The sequence below is a fragment of the Streptomyces sp. NBC_01003 genome (assembly GCF_045162695.1).
GTDB lineage: Bacteria > Actinomycetota > Actinomycetes > Streptomycetales > Streptomycetaceae > Streptomyces.
Genome location: NZ_CP108707.1, coordinates 8,710,274 through 8,725,801 on the forward strand (window position 1 = coordinate 8,710,274; position 15,528 = coordinate 8,725,801).

Sequence of the window (15,528 nt, forward strand, 5' to 3'; positions counted from 1 at the left end):
GTTTCTACCGCGGCAAGCCGGCCATCGGCCGCGTCTACGCCTCCCACCTCATCGACAAGGGCAACCGCTACTTCAACGGGTAGTCGTTACGGTCACCGGTCACCTTGCGCGCTCTGCTCAGGCCCACCGCGAGCACCCCGCGCGCCAGGTCGCCTCCCGAGTGGTGCCCGACGGCGAGCAGTTCGCGTACGGCGGGTTCCAGTTCCAGGGGAGGGCCTTCCCCGCTCAGCGCCCGCAGGAACGCGTGGGCCTGCGGTACGCATTCGCCGCGCACCGCATGCCGCAGGAGCGCCGCCGAGAGCAGCGGGGTGCGCAGGGACGCGTCCGCGACCGCCTCCGAGAGCGGCGCGAGCGAGCCTCCCCACGCTCGGCTCGCCAGCAGCGCGCCGCACAGGATGTCGTCACCGGACGGGGTGAGTCCGGGGCCGAGGCCGACCAGCGCGCGGGCGGCCCGCCGGACTTCGCCCGACCTATTGGCGTGCAGGGCGTGGCGCAGATCCGTCAGGCGGGGCGCCAGCGGGGGCGGCAGGGGTTGTGCCAGGGCGTCGAGCAGCACCGTCACCTGTCCGATGCGCGCCGGGTCCGGTGGGGAGGAGGCGCCCTGGACACGGGGCGGTGTCCAGGACGCCTCCGGCTCGAAGTGAACGGGCCCGACGACTACGCGGCCTGCCCCGAAGCCGGCCCGAGGTGTGTTCAGGTCCAACGGCCGGTCCGCCGACGAGAAGGGCAGTACGAGCGCGTTCGGCAGGCGGATCGCGTCCCGGGTCACCACGGCGATCGCGGGTAACTCCCGGTCGCCGGTGGCGAGATGGACCGCGTAGGCGGTGGCGGCGACGACGCGGGCCGACCGGGACGGACCGTGCACCAGCGGGGCGACGGCCGTGCTGATGGTGCCGAGATGTACGTGCTCGGGACGGGGCACCCCAGCCCGTACGGAACCGCCGCCGGCCGCCGTGCCCGTCACTCCCCGGGCTCCGGGGGCACGTCGAAGGCGCTCAGCGCGTCCGTGAAGCAGCGCATCGGGGCGTGGGTGAGGCCGGCACCGATCTGGCCGATGCCCGGCTCGCGGTGGGCGATGCCCGTGGTGATCACCGGTTCGAGGCCCGTGTCGACGACCTTGCGGATGTCGACGCCGACGGGGCTGCCGACGAAGTCGAGGCCGGGGAGCCGGTAGTCGCGGTGCCGGCCGACGGTGAGTGTCCCCATCTCCTGGGTGATGCGGCGGGCCCCTTCGGGCGTACCGCCCACGAAGCCGACGATCGCCGGGGCGGCGGCCAGCGCGAACCCGCCCAGGCCGTGCATCTCCGTGATGGCGCTGTCACCGATGTCGGGATTGGCGTCGGCTGGTCCGTAACCGGCGAAGTAGAGGCCGTCCACGGGGGCGGCGGGTGCGATGAACCAGGTGTCGCCGAGGCCGCTGACGCGGATGCCGACGTCGACACCGTTACGCGCGAAGGCTGTGACGACCGTGGAGTGCGGCACACCGTGCCCGGCCATGAGCGCCAACTTGCTTGCGGCCATCGAGAAGTTGAGGAACCAGTAGTTGTTGTCGCGCAGGAAGTCCAGCGCCTCGATCCCGCCCAGGTCCGCATGCCGGGCGAGCACGGCGGAGAGTTCGCGGGTGAGCAGGGCGCTCGCCGCGGTATTGCGGCTGTGGCACTCGTCGCCCATCTGAAGGGCCTGCGCGGTGACCGACCGCAGGTTCACCGGCTCGGCGAGCGAGCCGATCGCAGCGCGCAGAGCGGGGCCGAGGCGCTCTCCCATCCAGCGCAGCCGCTCCATGACGTCGTCGCCGAGCGCGCCGTAGCGCAGGCAACGGCCCTGTCCCTCATTGAGGTTGGAGTACGCCCGAAGTCCCGTGGCCCCGTCCTCCACGACGAGCAGGGGCATGGACGCGGAGATGACGCCCGCCATCGGGCCGACCGCGTCGTGGTGATGGCAGGGGGCGAAGCGGATGGCTCCCGCGTCGGCGAGCGCTTCCGCTTCCGGCGGCGTCGCCGCCCAGCCCTCCAGGAGTGCGGCGCCGACGACGGCGGCCCGCATGGGGCCGCACATGCGCTCCCACTCGATCGGCGGTCCGGCGTGCAACAGGAGTCTCTCCTGCGCCAGTTCAGGGATCAGCTCTCCGGCGGGGCGGACGTCGGTCCACATCGGCACGACGCCCAGGATCCGTTCGAGTGCTTCTGAGTTGGCGGCCTCGACGGCCGGGTGCGCGACCAGGCGGGCGAGCCCGGCGCCGAGTTCCGGATCACCGTAGGCCGGGGGACGCCAGTCGACCGCGGTCACCGTCGCGCCCGCGGCCCGCGGCGGCCCGGCGAACGCGTCGACACCGACGTTCACGACGTGCGGGACGCCGGTCAGGAGGCCCCGCGCGGGCACGGCTTGTGCGGGCATGGCCTGTGCGGTCATGCGGTCTCTCCGATCCGGGAGGCGGGGGCGGGGGAAGGAGTGGGCGCAGCTGGGGCGAGTGCCAAGTCGTCACGACTGTCCAGGAGTTCGGCGCACACCCGCGCAGCGGTCGTACTGCTGTCGACGACATACGCGCCCGCGTCGCGCAGAATCCGCCGCTGTGCGGTGAGCCCCTGCGGGTCGTCATCGGTGCCCACGACGAACGCGATCACCGGTGGTGCGTCGGCGGGAGCCTCGGCCAGCGCGCCGGCGAGAGCCGCTGCCGGATCCGGCGCGGCTCCGTGTCCGATGACCACGTCGAGGACGACCGCGGCGCTGCGCGGGTCCGCGAGGGCTGCCCGCAGATACTCGGTGCGGACCGTGGGGTCGATCATCGGGTGGGGGCGCCCGGCGGTGAACTCGTCGTCGCCCAGGTCGAGTACGAGATGCCGGTCCGGGAGGCGCGGGGCTGCGCCCGGCACGGGCGGGGGAGCGGTACGGGTGATGCCACCGAGCACCGGGCCGAGGAGCCAGGCCGCCTCGTGGGCGAACGTGCCGCCCGCGTACAGGGCCCGCAGCAGGCGGCGAGGCGGGGCGGGGGCGGGCAGCTCGGGCAGCTCCTCGCCGGGCGGGAGCGCCCCGCCGACAGTAAGGGAGGCCGCGGACCGTGCCGCCTCGAAGAGGGTGGGAGCGAGCGTGACTCGGGCCGGGGCGGGGGAGGTCTCGTCCGTGCCGAGGAAGCAGGCCACCACCGGTTTCCCCAACGCGGCTGCGTGCCGCAGCAGTTGTTCGGCCACGTGTGAGGCAGGCGGTTTGGATACGAGGACGATGACGTCCGTCGCAGGGTCTGCGGCCAGGGCGTCGAGTCCGGCCCGCATCGTCAGCCCGCCCACTTCCGCGCTCACGTCGCGGCTGCCCGTGCCGATCACATGGCTGACCCCGGCGCCCATGGAGTGCAGCAGGCTCGACACCTGCTGCAGTCCCGTACCGGAGGCTCCGACCAGGCCGACGGTGCCCGCCCGCACCTCGTTGGCGAAGCCGAGGGGGATGCCGCTGATGACTGCGGTTCCGCAGTCCGGCCCCATGACGAGCAGCCCGTGGCGGGCGGCCTCCCGCTTCAGGAGCACCTCCTGCTCGGTCGGCACGTGATCGCTGAAGACGAAGGCGTGCATGCCAAGGCGCAGCGCCTTGAGAGCTTCGGCGGCCGCGTACGGTCCGGGGGTGGAGATCAGCGCGAGACTTGCGTCGGCGGGAGCGCCGGCGAGCGAGCGCACCGGGGGCCCGGCGTCCGCACCGGCCTCCGGTCCTGCGCCCGGCCCCTCGCCGGGACCGGACAGGGCGTCGACCACCAGGGCGAGGGCGGTGTCCACCGCGTCGGGTTCGCCGCGGACGGCGACGAGCAGGTCGTTGGGTCGGGCGTCGTGGCCCGGGGTGGTCAGCAGCCCCGACCGCGCGAGGACGTCGCGGTTGGCGGGTGTTCCCATCACGAGGCTGATGGTTTCGACGCCCGGCGGTTCGGCCAGGCGGGCGGCGACCCTCATGAGGGCGACGGAGTCGGCGTAGAGATCCTTGTGCACGGCGTTTCGTAGCACCATGGTTCCGACTCTAGGCAGCGGCCCGCCCCTTGCAGCATGGCTCGAAGTGCCAGAACCGGCCGTGGATTTACCGGCAACGGGTGACAGTGACCGCCTCTGCGGGGGTCGGTGTCAGCCGTAAGGAGGGCTGCTCAGTGCCGGTCGCGCGAGGAGAGCAACCGGTAGGCGTGGACAGCCAGTTCGGTCTGGAGCCGGGCCGTCGGCCGGCGTTCGAGACCGCCGGTGAGGCGGTCGATCTGGCGCAGTCGATAGCGCAGGGTGTTGTAGTGGATGTGCAGCCGCGCGGCGGTGGCCACGCCGTTTCGGTCCTGGAGGAGATAGACGCCGAGGGTCTCGACGAGGCTGCCCTCGTGCTCGGCGTCATGGGTGAGCAGCGGGCCGAGCGCGTCGTCGACGAGGGCCGTGAGCTCCGCTGCGGGAAGCTGTCCGAGGAGCCGGTACACCCCCAGGTCCGCGTAGCCGCGAACGAAGTCGGGGCCGTGCAGTTCGCGGCCGAGCGTCAGGGTCTGCGCCGCTTCCTCGTAGCTGTGGTGGTAGTCGGTGAAGTCGTCCCGGACGGTCCCGGCGGCGACAGCCACGTCCCAGCCGGGGTGCGCGGCGGTGACAGCCGCATACAGGGCCTGACATCGGCCGGCGAGTGACGGCCCCGGTTCCATCAGCAGGACGAGTCCGCTCTGGCTGCCCCAGATGATCGCGCCGGACCCGGCCGCCGACCGTACGAGAGGCAACAGCCGTTCCTCCAAAGCGAGTTCGGTGTCGGTGGGACTGCCGGTACCGGTGGAGGCGACCTCGACGAGCACGACCGCGCGGGGCAGCCGCAGGTTCCAGCCCATGGCCGCGGCCCGGCGCGCGGTCTCGGCGCGGTCGCGCGGCGGCCGGGAGACCAGCTCCATCAGGAGCAGCGTGCGGTAGCGCTGCTGGCGGCTGGCCAGGGCGCGTTCCTGGGCGGCGATGGTGGCGGCGACGGTCGTGGCGTGCTCCAGCGCCATCCGCTGATGAGTGTCGAGCTCATGAGTGGAAGCAACGGCCGCCCCGGCCCCGCGGTCCGCGGCCTCCGCGTCGTCCCGCCACAGGGCCACGGCGCCGCTCGCGCCCGTGCCCGTCTCGATGGCGCGCTCGGCGGCGGGCGGACGGTCGGGAGGCGGGGAGCCTGCGGAGGCCAGGATCCACCCGTGCTCGTCGAGCACGGCGGCCGCGCAGCCGGACAGTTCGAGCAGTACGTTCATGAGCTCCTGGTAGGAGCCTCCGTCGAGGGCCACCGCCGTGAGCCGTTCATGGATGGCGCGCGAACGCTCCAACTCCAGGGCCTGACGGTTCAGTACGGTGCCCAGCACCTCGGACAGGATGTCGTTGAACATGACGGCGCCCGGCAACTCGACGACAGGGAAGCCGAGTTCGTCCGCCACCGCCAGCATCACCGGCGGCAACGCGGGCAGATAGGGGCCCACCTTCACGGCCAGGGCGGCGAGGCCGCGCTCGGCGAGTACGGGGATCAGGTCGCTCAGCGCCTCCGCGTCGTCACGGACGGCGTAGGCGGTGGTCAGCAGCAGTTCACCGCCGCGCATCCAGCGCACGATGTCGGGGACTTCCATGATGTTGACGACGCGGATGCGGCGGCCGCGGCCGCTCGCCCCGGCGACGAGTCGTGCGCCGCTGAGGCAGGGCAGGGCCAGCGCCTCGCTCACGGTCAGCCCGGGAGAGAGGCCGTAGGGGACGGTCGGGGCGGTACCGATACCGATGCCTGTCATGCACAGTCACTATGCGACAGCCGCGAGTAACCTGTAATACCCCGCGCGTAACTTCCGTGTTTCCCACCACGGTTGGGGACACCCCTTGTCAGCGGGTGTCAACGACGGGCCGCTCATCCTGGCGTCCGGTGCCCATGACCGGCTCGGCCCGCCTCTCTTACGGTGACCCGCATGACTCCCCGAGCCGTGCCGAGGACAGCGAAGGTCGCCATCGGCGGCAACCCGCTGCTGCGCGGTGGCACCCACGCCACCGTCGCCGAACAGGTCGAGGCCGCGCGCCGGCTCGCGTCCCCCGTCGTGGCGCCGGCCGAATCGGGCCGGCGGGTCGGCGTCACCCATGGCAACGGCCCTCAGGTCGGATCCATCAAGCGCCGCGCGGACCTCGCGGCGTCCCTGACGCCCGAACTGCCCGCAGACCTCGGCGCCTCTCGCGGCGGAACTCGGCGCGGACCTGCTGGTCATCACCACCGGGGTGGAACGCGTCGCCGTCGACCACGGCACGCCCACGCAGCGCCACCTTGACCGGCCCACCCACGAGGAGGCCGAACGGCTCCTGGCGCAGGGCCAGTTAACGCCGGGCAGCATGGGCCCCAAGATCCCCGCCGCCCTCGACCTCCTGCGCGGCGCCCCCGGCCGTCAGTCGCTCATCACCTCACCGCGGCAGCTCGGCGCCGCCCTCGACGGGCGCGGCGGCACCTGGCTCGAAAGCGAACCGGCGCGGACCACCGAAGAACCCCTCAACGGCACCGTCACGGCAGGGAGGCCGCAGTGATACTCGAAGCGGGACAGGGCCCGATCGACGGCACGCACTATCTGCGGGCCACACCGGAGACCGCCGGCTGGGGGCGGCTGCCCTGCCGCACCACCGCGCCGGCGCTCACGATCGACTCCGGCGACAGCGTCACCTTCGACACCGTCTCGCACGAGGGCATCCTGGAGGACCAGGGGCGCGATCCGGCGGCCTTCTTCGGGCGGTACGGCATCGCCGCGACCGAAGTGCTCTCCGACGCCCGCCTGTTGGCGAAGTCCCCGCCGCCACGGGACCCGGACGGGGACGGGCCTCACGTCGTCAGTGCGCCCGTCCACATCAGGGGCGCAGAGCCGGGCGACCTCCTCAAGGCCGAAGTGCTGTCCCTGCACCGGCGCGCCGACTACGGCGTCATCTCCAGCCGGCACGGCCGCGGCGCCCTGCCCGATGAATTCGCCTGCACAGGGCCGGAGTTCACCTTCTGCGCGGTGGAGCGTGCGGACGGCCGGGACGTCGGCGTGATCCGCTACGGCAACGGCCGGGCGGCGGCCCGGTTCCCGCTGCGGCCCTTCATGGGCATCATGGGCGTGGCCACCGACACGGACGGGCGGGAGCACTCCGTGCCGCCAGGACGGCACGGCGGCAACCTCGACATCAAGGACCTCGCGACGCACTCCGCGCTGTATCTGCCCGTACAGACGGCCGGCGCGGGCTTCTACACCGGAGATCCGCACTACGCCCAGGGCAACGGCGAAGTCGCCCTCACCGCCCTGGAGGCGCCGCTGCGCGCGACATTCCGGCTCACCCTCCTCAAGGGCGCACGGGCCCGCGCGGCCGCCGCGGCCCTCACGCATCCCTTCGGCGAGACCGACCGGCACTGGATCCCCGTGGGGCTGCACGAGGACCTCGACGAGGCGATGCGGGAAGCGGTCCGCGCCGCCGTGCGCTTCCTCACGGACCACTTCGGCATGGACGGGCCGGCCGCGTACGCCTACCTGAGCGCGGCGGCGGACTTCGAGATCTCGCAGGTCGTCGACCAGGTCCAGGGAGTGCACTGCCTCATCCGCAAGGCGGACTTCCCTGACTGATCCAGTTCCGTCCGGTCCGATCGCGGCTGATCGCGCCTGCCGCGTATGCCAGTCACCCCCCGCATCCGCCTCCGCCCATCCACCCACCGGGAGCCCGTATGCCTCAACTGATACTGCGTCAAGCACGCGTCGAGGACGCCCGGTCGCCCTGCGACGTGGTGATCGACGGCGGCCGGGTGCGAGCCGTCGGGGACGCCTCGGGCCAGGACGCCGACGAGGTGATTGACTGCGCGGGCCGGGTCGTCCTGCCCGGTTTCGTCGAACCGCATCTGCATCTCGACAAGGCTCTCCTGGACGGCGTACGAAGCAACCCCGACGGAACCCTCGCCGGAGCGATCGCGGTGACCGGCGAACTGAAGAGCGCCTTCACGCACGAGGACGTACTGGCTCGTGCGCGGCGCGTCCTCGAGGCGGCGGTCCTCAACGGCACGACGGTGATCCGCGCCCATCCGGACGTCGACCCGGTCGCGGGGCTGCTCGGCGTCGAGGTCGTGCTCCAACTCCGCGAGGAATACGCGGATGTGGTGGACCTCCAGATCGTGGCGTTCCCCCAGGAGGGCGTCCTGCGCTCACCCGGCACCGAGAAGCTGCTGATCGCGGCGCTGGCGGCGGGCGCCGACGTGGTGGGCGGCTGCACGTACAACGAGGCCACCCTGGACGACTGCCGCCGCCACGTCGAGCTCGTACTCGACCTCGCCGCACAGCACGGAGTCCCGGCCGATCTGCACGCCGACTTCGCCGACGACGCGTCCGACCCCCGGTACGCGCTCGCCGAGTTCATCGCCGGTGAGACCGCGCGCCGGGGCCTGGGTGGCCTGGTGACGCTCGGCCATATGACCTCGCTCGGCGGCCGGGAGCCGGCGGACCGGGCGCGGGCGATGGCGGCACTCGCCGACGCGGGCGTCGCCGTCGTGCCGCTCCCGGCGACCGACCTGCACCTCGGTGGCCGACGCGACACCCGGTCGGTCCGGCGGGGGATCGCCCCGGTCCGAGAACTGTGGGACCACGGCGTGCTCGCCGCCTGCTCCTCCAACAACATCCGCAACGCCTTCACCCCGTTCGGGCGCGCGGACCCCCTGGACACGGCGCTCCTGTTGGCCCAGACCGGCCATCTGTCCGGGCCCGTCGACCTTCATCGGGTCCTTCGCATGGTCACGCACGACGCGGCCCGCGTCATCGGGGTCGCCGACGACTACGGCGTACGGCCCGGCGCCCGCGCCGACCTGGTGGTCCTCGACACGCAGGTCTACGACGACATCGTCCTGGACCGGCCCGAACGCGCCCATGTCATCAAGGCGGGAAAGGTGGTGGCCCGCACGACCAGGACCAGCGAACTCCTCGTCCACTGAGCCTCCCCTCGCACCCTTACCAGCCCCCACACGCCCCCGCACGGCACCGCGCTCTGCCATCCGACTCCAGCAGAGGAATCCCCATGCGCGAACGCCTCTCTCACGAAATCGTTGCCTCCGTACTCGCCGGTCTGACGGCGTTCATCGGAGGGACCGCGCTCCATCTCCCGCCCTGGGCGATCTTCATCCCGTGGGCGGCCGTCTTCGCGCTCGGAGGGCCGAGCTGGGCGAACGCACGCAGGCTGTGGTGCACGATGCCCGCGGGCTCCGCCTTTGCCCTGATCATCGTGCTGATCGACCAGCACGTGGGCACGGCGTTCGGCGACAGCCAGTTCGCCCGGAACGCGGTGTTGGCCCTGGTGATCATGGTCGTCAACACCGCCCTGATGTACACGGGCCGCATCAAGGCGTTCTCGCTGATTCCCGGCATGTTCTTCGGCTTCGCCAGCTACTTCGCCACGTTCTTCGGCGGCTTCGGCTACAAGCCGGGCAACATCTGGGCGGCGTGGGTCTGCGTGGTCGCGATGAACGCGCTCGGGCCGGTCTTCGCCTATCTGTCCAACCGGCTCATGTACCCGATCTTCTCGCCGGTGCCGACGTCGGTCGTGGCGTCCGCGGGCCCTGTGCACCACGACGGCCGCACACCGTCGGCCGGAAGCGCACAGGCCGAGTGAGGCCGTCCGTCACCTCCCGGGCAGCCGCTCCACCGCGAACGCCCTGCCCGGGTTGTCGACGAGGATCCGGTCCACCAGCTCCTTGCCCAGCGCCAGTTCGAGCCGTGGGCGGAGGCGGCGCAGGAGGTACGGCATCCCGGGCCCGCCGCTCACCGAACGCGCCCCGGCGGTCGTCGTGTCGCCGCCGAGAAGGAGCCGCTCGCCGAACCCCGCGTCGGCGAGCGCCGCCATCGCGTCCGGCATCCGCCAGTCCGTCGCGTGGTTGGCGCGCGACGGCCCGTCGAAGGCGAGATACGCGCCGGACTCGGCGGCCTGGCGGTGCACGACGAAGTCGGGGGAGCAGTTGAGGTGCCCGAGCACGACCCGCTCCGGCGCCACCCCCAACTCCCCGCACAGCAGGTCGAGTACGTCCAGTACGCCCGTACCCATCTCGTGGTGGACGGCGATCGGCGCCCGTCGCGTGATGGGCCTCGGCTGCGGCCCGCATCGTCCACACCGCGTGCACGTCGAGGGCGTGGAAGCCGCCCGCGACCTTGATGAGCCCGGCACGCACACCACTGTCGCCGATCCCCTCTGTGAGTTCCCGCACGAACACGTCGGCGAGGACGGGGCGCAGCCGGTCGAGCAACTCCGTTGTGCAGTGGGCGGCTTGATGAAGTCCCGTCGCGGCCACGATGCGTACACCCGTCGTGATCGACAGCTCGGGCAGCAGCTCGGCCCGGCGACCCAGACCGTGCGCGGTCCACTGGACGACCGCGCCGCCGCCCGCCTCCCGGTAGGCGCGCAGTTCCGCCTCGGCGGCTGCCGCGTCGTCGAGTTCCTGGCCGGGGAGCAGCGGGCTGCGGAAGAAGAGGTGGTCGTGCGCGTCGCACACACCGAGTTCCGCCGGCGCCACGTCCCCGAGCACGGTCCGTACGGTCGCGGTCACCACTGCCTCCCCCGGGGGAGCCGGTCGCGCTCGGGGGCGCTCAGGTGCAGCACCTCGTACAGGTCGCCCGCCGTGTCCGGCGACGCGTGGTCCCAGAGGGAGAACGTGAGCAGCTCCCAGTGGCGCGGGTCGACGGCGACTGCCGCGCACACCGCCCCGTCCTGCCCGGCGATGCGGGCCGCGTCGCGCACGGCGGCGCCCGTCACTTCGGCGAGCGTCGCCTGCCCGGTGAGGGGTGTCCGGCGGCGCACCGCGCTCCTCGGGGTGGCGTGCGGGGCCGGCCCCTCGTCGTACGCGAGTCCGGCCCAGTGCTGCACCTCGGGCCGGCCGAAGTCGTCCACGATGCCCTGGAAACCGGGCCCCCACAGGAACGAGTTCATGCCCTGAGGGGTGTTCCACAGGTAGCACGGCGCGTACTGGTTCACGGGTGACCCGGCGACGCCGCGCTCCCGCATCAGATAGGCCTTGAGCCCGAGTCCGGCGAAGTCGTCCAGGAGATGCCCCCTGGTCTCCACCCGCTTGCGGATGATGGCCATGTCGTAGTCGGCGGGCAACGTGATCTCGTACTGCATCGCGTGCACGGTCGTGTCACTCCTCGGCTCAGGCGGCGGGTACGAGCAGCGAGAGCAGTCCGCGCACCCCCGCGTCGAAAGCGGCGGGCGAGCCCGACGCGCGGGCCAGCACATACCCGCCCTGGACCGTCGCGACGATCGTCGCCGCGATCTCCTCGGCATCCAGCGAAGGCGCGAACTCGCCCTGTTCCCTGCCCTCTTCGACGATCCCGGCGAGCTGCTCCCGCAGCCAGTCGATCGTCTCGTCGACCGGAGCGCGCAGCGCATCGCTCGCGATCACATCCGGGTCCATCGTGAGCCGGCCGATCGGGCAGCCGCGCAGCACATCGCGCTCGCGCCGCAGATACGCCTCGATACGGGCGTACGCGGAGCCGGCGCCGCCGAACGACTTCGCGGCCGTGGCCCGCATCTCCTGCGCCGTCCGCTCGATCGCGGCGAGCGCGAGGTCCTGCTTCCCCCCGAAGTGGTGGTACATGCTGCCCTGCCCCGCGTCGGCGCGCTGCTGGATCGCCTTGGGGCTCGTGCCCACGTACCCCCGCTCCCACAGGAGCTCACGAGTGGACTCGATCAACCGCTCCGAAGTGCTCATGAAATCACTGTACATACTAGTAGGTACAGAAGTCGAGAGCGGGGAGAGTAGGCGGAAGCAGGCCCAGTACTCCCGTGGTGGTACGCGCGCTGCCGCTGGCTGTACGACGACTTCGACCCCCCTTCGGAGCGAGTCTCGAGTCATCGAGAAAACGTGAGCACACGTTCCGAGGAGATGACTCTCATGCAGACTCTGGCGAACTGGGACGGCGGGCCCGGCCCGTGGATCCTGTTCTTCCCGCTGATCTGGGCGGCCGTCGTCATCGGCGTCGTCACGCTGCTGCGCCGCACCGTGTGGCGCGGACGCCGTCGTGGCGGCCCCTGGCGGCCCGCCGCCGACGAGAACTCGCCCCTCACCGTGCTCGGCCGGCGCTTCGCCGCGGGTGAGATCGACGAGGACGAGTACTGGCGCCGCAGCTCCGTCCTGAACGAGGAGTTCGGCCGCACCAAGGGCGGTGCGGAATGACCACCGCCACCCTCACCCGGACCGCGGCCCGAGTCGTCGACGCCGTGAAGGTCTACGGCAGCGGCGACACCGCGGTCCGGGCCCTGGACGGCGTGAGTGTCGGCTTCGAGGCCGGGAGGTTCACCGCGATCATGGGTCCTTCCGGCTCCGGCAAGTCCACGCTCATGCACTGCGCGGCGGGCCTCGACACCCTCAGCGCCGGCTCCGCCTTCATCGGCGACACCGACCTGAGCGACCTCGACGACCGCCGCCTGACCCTGCTGCGCCGCGACCGCATCGGCTTCGTGTTCCAGGCCTTCAACCTGGTGCCGACACTGACCGTCGCGGAGAACATCACTCTGCCGATGGACCTCGCGGGTGCGAAGGACGACGCCGCCTCCAGGGAGTGGATCGACGCCCTGGTCGACGTGGTCGGCCTGCGCGACCGCCTGCACCACCGGCCGTCCGAACTCTCCGGCGGACAGCAGCAGCGCGTCGCCGTGGCCCGGGCCTTCGCGGGCCGCCCCGACGTCGTCTTCGCCGACGAGCCCACCGGCAACCTCGACTCGCGCTCCGGCGAGGAGGTGCTCGGGCTCCTCGGCCGCGCCGTACGGCAGATGGACCGTACAGTCGTCATGGTCACCCACGACCCGGTGGCCGCCGCCCACGCCGACGAGGTCGTCTTCCTCGCCGACGGCCGCCTGGTCGACCGGATGCAGGCACCGACCCCGGACAAGGTCCTCGACCGCATGAAGGCCTTCGACGCGGCCGGTGGCGCACGACATGCGGGGGAGACACCGTCATGAGCTCCCTGAGCACCTCCGCGCGCCTGAGCCTGTCGTCCCTGCGCGCCCACAAGCGACGCTTCGCCGGTACCTTCCTGGCCGTCCTGCTCGGCGTCGCGTTCCTCGCCGGCACGCTCGTCATGGGCGACACCCTGCGCGCCAGCTTCGACACCATGTTCGGCAACGCGTCGAGCGGCACCGACGCCGTCGTCCGCAGCACGAACGTGATCACGACCCCCGGTGAGAGCCAGGGCACCCGGCAGCCCGTCGCCGCGTCGCTCGCGAAGAAGCTCGCGGACACCCCGGGCGTCGCCGCCGCCGTGCCCGGCATCCAGGGCGCGGGCCAGCTCGTCGGCAGCAACGGCAAGGCGATCGGCGGCCAGGGTCCGCCCACCCTCGCGGGCAACTGGATCACCGACCCCGAACTCAACCCGTACCGCCTGGCCGAAGGACACACCCCTTCGAAGACCGGCGAGGTGGTCGTCAATCGTGGAGCCGCCAAGAAGGGCGACCTCAAGATCGGCGACACCACGACCCTGCGCACCCCCGACCCCGTCAAGGTGACGATCGTCGGCCTCGCCACGTTCGGCGGCGAGGACGGCATGGCTCAGGTGACGTACACCGGCATGACGCAGGCCGACGCGGAGAAGTACCTCACACCGAAGCCCGGCGAGGCCGCGTCCATCCAGGTGCGGGCCGGCCCCGGCACCAGCCAGCGGGAACTCGTCGACGAGCTGACTCCCGTACTGCCCAAGGGAGTCGAGGCCATCACCGGTGAGGCGTCGGCGCAGGAGAACACAGACATGATCTCCGGCCAGTTCCTGACCCTCTTCACCACCTTCCTCCTCGTGTTCTCCGGCATCGCCCTGCTTGTGGCGACCTTCTCGATCCACAACACGTTCGCGATCGTCGTCGCCCAGCGCACCCGGGAGAACGCGCTCCTGCGTGCCCTCGGTGCCTCCCGCCGCCAGGTCACCGCCACCACGCTCGTCGAGGCGAGCGCCGTCGCCGTCCTCGCGTCGGTCGCCGGTCTCGCCGGCGGCATCGGCATCGCGGCCGGGCTCCAGGCGCTTTTCCCCGCGATCGGCTTCCCGTTCCCCGACGGCGCTCTCGTGATCACCGGCCTGTCCATGCTGCTCCCGCTCGCCGTCGGCATCCTCGTCTGCCTCGGCTCCGCGCTCCTGCCCGCCGTACGAGCCGGACGCACCGCACCCCTCGCGGCCCTGCGCGAGACGGCAGTCGACCAGTCCGGGGCCTCGCGCCGCCGCGCCGTCATCGGTACGGCACTGGGCGTCGCGGCGGTCGCCGTCACCCTGATCGGCGTCCTCGCGTCGCCGTCCATCTGGCTCGCCGGCCTCGGCAGCGTGCTGATCCTCGTCGCGTTCGTGGTGCTCGGTCCCGTTGCCTCGTCGCGCGCCGTACGCGTCCTCGGCAGCCCCCTCGACAAGCTGCGCGGCGTCACCGGCGGCCTCGCCCGGCGCAACGCGCTGCGCAGCCCCAAGCGCACCGCCGCCACCGCGAGCGCCCTGATGATCGGTGTCGCCGTCGTCTCCCTGTTCACCGTCTTCGGCGCCTCGCTGAAGGCGACCATGGACCAGACGGTGTCCCGCTCCTTCGCCGGCGACATCGCCGTGTCCGCGCCGTCGTTCGGCGCGGGCGGCAGCGGCCTCAGCCCGAAGCTCGCCCCGGCCATCGCCGAGCAGCCGCAGGTCGCCACAGCCGTCGGCCTGGGCAAGGGCGTCGCGGACATCGACGGCGAGGGCCGCGCCCTCACCGTCACCGACCCGGCCGCGCTCGCCAGGTCCTTCGACCTGGGCACCGTCCGCGGCTCGCTGAACGACCTCGGCACGGACGGCATCGCGATCACCCGCAAGGAGGCCGACAAGCAGCACCTGGAACCGGGCAGCCCCGCCCGACTGGCCTTCACCGACGGCAAGCAGCAGAACTTCACCGTCCGCGCGGTCTACGGCCAGTCGGAGCTCGCGGGGGACTACGTCATCACGCGCGAGGCCTGGGCCCCGCACCGCGCCCAGGACTCCGACACCCTGATCGCCGTCACGTTCAAGGACGGCGTGAGCACGGCCGACGGCAAGGCCGCCGTCTCCAAGGTCGCAGCGGCGTACGGGAATCCGGAGGTGCAGACCCGTGACGAGTACGCGCAGTCGTCCGCCGGCGGCATCGACATGATGCTGACCCTGGTCTACGCGCTGCTGGCCCTCGCCGTGCTGATCGCTCTGCTCGGCATCGCCAACACCCTCACCCTGGCCGTCCACGAACGCACCCGTGAGCTCGGCCTGTTGAGGGCCGTCGGCCAGACCCGCGCCCAGCTGCGGGCCATGGTCCGGTGGGAGTCCGTCCTGGTCGCGGCGTTCGGCACCGCGGGTGGCCTGGTGCTCGGCGGCTTCCTCGGATGGGTCCTGGTCGAGGCGTCGGACGGCGCGAGCGACAGCGCGTTCGCGTTCGCCCTGCCCCCGCTCCAGCTCGTCGTCGTGGCCCTGGTGGGCCTCGCCGCCGGAGCGCTCGCGGGCCTGCGTCCGGCCCGCCGCGCCGCACGCCTCGACGTGCTGCGGGCCATCGCCACCGAGTGACGTGGTCCGTGCCGCAAGGAGTGACGTGGCCC

The 15,528-nt window shown here is 72.3% G+C and carries 14 protein-coding genes and 1 pseudogene; 8 read left to right on the top strand and 7 right to left on the bottom strand.

What is annotated here, in order from left to right; genetic code table 11:
- Positions 1-67: 67 nt before the first annotated feature.
- The 4 genes from OG698_RS39850 to OG698_RS39865 form a co-directional block, all read right to left on the bottom strand.
- Positions 68-964: a DUF2877 domain-containing protein gene (locus tag OG698_RS39850; RefSeq protein ID WP_406108950.1), complete on the bottom strand. Its 897-nt coding sequence runs from the start codon at positions 962-964 to the stop codon at positions 68-70.
- Positions 961-2,409, bottom strand: coding sequence for a DUF1116 domain-containing protein (locus tag OG698_RS39855; protein WP_406108952.1), 1,449 nt, complete (start codon positions 2,407-2,409; stop codon positions 961-963). The genes OG698_RS39850 and OG698_RS39855 overlap by 4 nt, the downstream gene beginning before the upstream one ends.
- Positions 2,406-3,983, bottom strand: a complete 1,578-nt coding sequence (fdrA, locus tag OG698_RS39860; RefSeq protein WP_406108953.1) for an acyl-CoA synthetase FdrA — start codon at positions 3,981-3,983, stop codon at positions 2,406-2,408. Before fdrA ends, OG698_RS39855 begins: the two co-directional genes overlap by 4 nt.
- A 131-nt stretch (positions 3,984-4,114) precedes the next feature.
- On the bottom strand, positions 4,115-5,731 hold the full coding sequence (locus OG698_RS39865) for a PucR family transcriptional regulator (RefSeq protein ID WP_406108955.1): 1,617 nt from the start codon (positions 5,729-5,731) through the stop codon (positions 4,115-4,117).
- Positions 5,732-5,902: 171 nt separating this feature from the next.
- Here OG698_RS39865 and OG698_RS39870 point away from each other — a divergent pair, with 171 nt between their 5' ends.
- From OG698_RS39870 to OG698_RS39890, 5 genes are all read left to right on the top strand, one after another.
- Entirely contained in the window at positions 5,903-6,253 is a 351-nt protein-coding gene (locus tag OG698_RS39870; RefSeq protein WP_406108957.1) for a hypothetical protein, read from the top strand.
- Positions 6,204-6,503 (top strand): amino acid kinase, encoded by a 300-nt coding sequence (locus OG698_RS39875; RefSeq protein ID WP_406108959.1) that lies wholly within the window; start codon positions 6,204-6,206, stop codon positions 6,501-6,503. Before OG698_RS39870 ends, OG698_RS39875 begins: the two co-directional genes overlap by 50 nt.
- Entirely contained in the window at positions 6,500-7,567 is a 1,068-nt protein-coding gene (locus OG698_RS39880; protein WP_406108961.1) for an acetamidase/formamidase family protein, read from the top strand. The genes OG698_RS39875 and OG698_RS39880 overlap by 4 nt, the downstream gene beginning before the upstream one ends.
- A gap of 98 nt (positions 7,568-7,665) precedes the next feature.
- Positions 7,666-8,916, top strand: coding sequence for an amidohydrolase family protein (locus tag OG698_RS39885; RefSeq protein ID WP_406108963.1), 1,251 nt, complete (start codon positions 7,666-7,668; stop codon positions 8,914-8,916).
- 83 nt (positions 8,917-8,999) lie between these two features.
- On the top strand, positions 9,000-9,590 hold the full coding sequence (locus tag OG698_RS39890; protein ID WP_406108965.1) for a DUF1097 domain-containing protein: 591 nt from the start codon (positions 9,000-9,002) through the stop codon (positions 9,588-9,590).
- A 9-nt stretch (positions 9,591-9,599) separates the two neighbouring features.
- On the opposite strand, the pseudogene OG698_RS39895 reads toward OG698_RS39890, so the two are convergent.
- The 3 genes and pseudogenes from OG698_RS39895 to OG698_RS39905 all read right to left on the bottom strand — a co-directional run bounded on the left by OG698_RS39895 (position 9,600) and on the right by OG698_RS39905 (position 11,679).
- A pseudogene (locus OG698_RS39895) lies at positions 9,600-10,518 on the bottom strand (phosphotriesterase).
- Complete coding sequence (locus OG698_RS39900; protein WP_406108966.1) at positions 10,515-11,099, bottom strand: DUF4865 family protein; 585 nt, start codon at positions 11,097-11,099, stop codon at positions 10,515-10,517. The pseudogene OG698_RS39895 and the gene OG698_RS39900 overlap by 4 nt, the downstream one beginning before the upstream one ends.
- A 19-nt stretch (positions 11,100-11,118) precedes the next feature.
- Positions 11,119-11,679, bottom strand: a complete 561-nt coding sequence (locus OG698_RS39905; RefSeq protein WP_399981779.1) for a TetR/AcrR family transcriptional regulator — start codon at positions 11,677-11,679, stop codon at positions 11,119-11,121.
- Positions 11,680-11,862: 183 nt separating this feature from the next.
- Between OG698_RS39905 and OG698_RS39910 the strand changes: the two genes are divergently transcribed.
- The 3 genes from OG698_RS39910 to OG698_RS39920 are packed head-to-tail and all read left to right on the top strand — an operon-like array spanning position 11,863 to position 15,496.
- Positions 11,863-12,144 (top strand): SHOCT domain-containing protein, encoded by a 282-nt coding sequence (locus OG698_RS39910; protein WP_100598543.1) that lies wholly within the window; start codon positions 11,863-11,865, stop codon positions 12,142-12,144.
- On the top strand, positions 12,141-12,929 hold the full coding sequence (locus OG698_RS39915; RefSeq protein WP_406108969.1) for an ABC transporter ATP-binding protein: 789 nt from the start codon (positions 12,141-12,143) through the stop codon (positions 12,927-12,929). The genes OG698_RS39910 and OG698_RS39915 overlap by 4 nt, the downstream gene beginning before the upstream one ends.
- 5 nt (positions 12,930-12,934) lie before the next feature.
- The gene (locus OG698_RS39920) at positions 12,935-15,496 is read left to right on the top strand and encodes an ABC transporter permease (RefSeq protein WP_406111544.1); all 2,562 of its coding nucleotides are present in this window, start codon (positions 12,935-12,937) and stop codon (positions 15,494-15,496) included.
- Positions 15,497-15,528 lie beyond the last annotated feature (32 nt).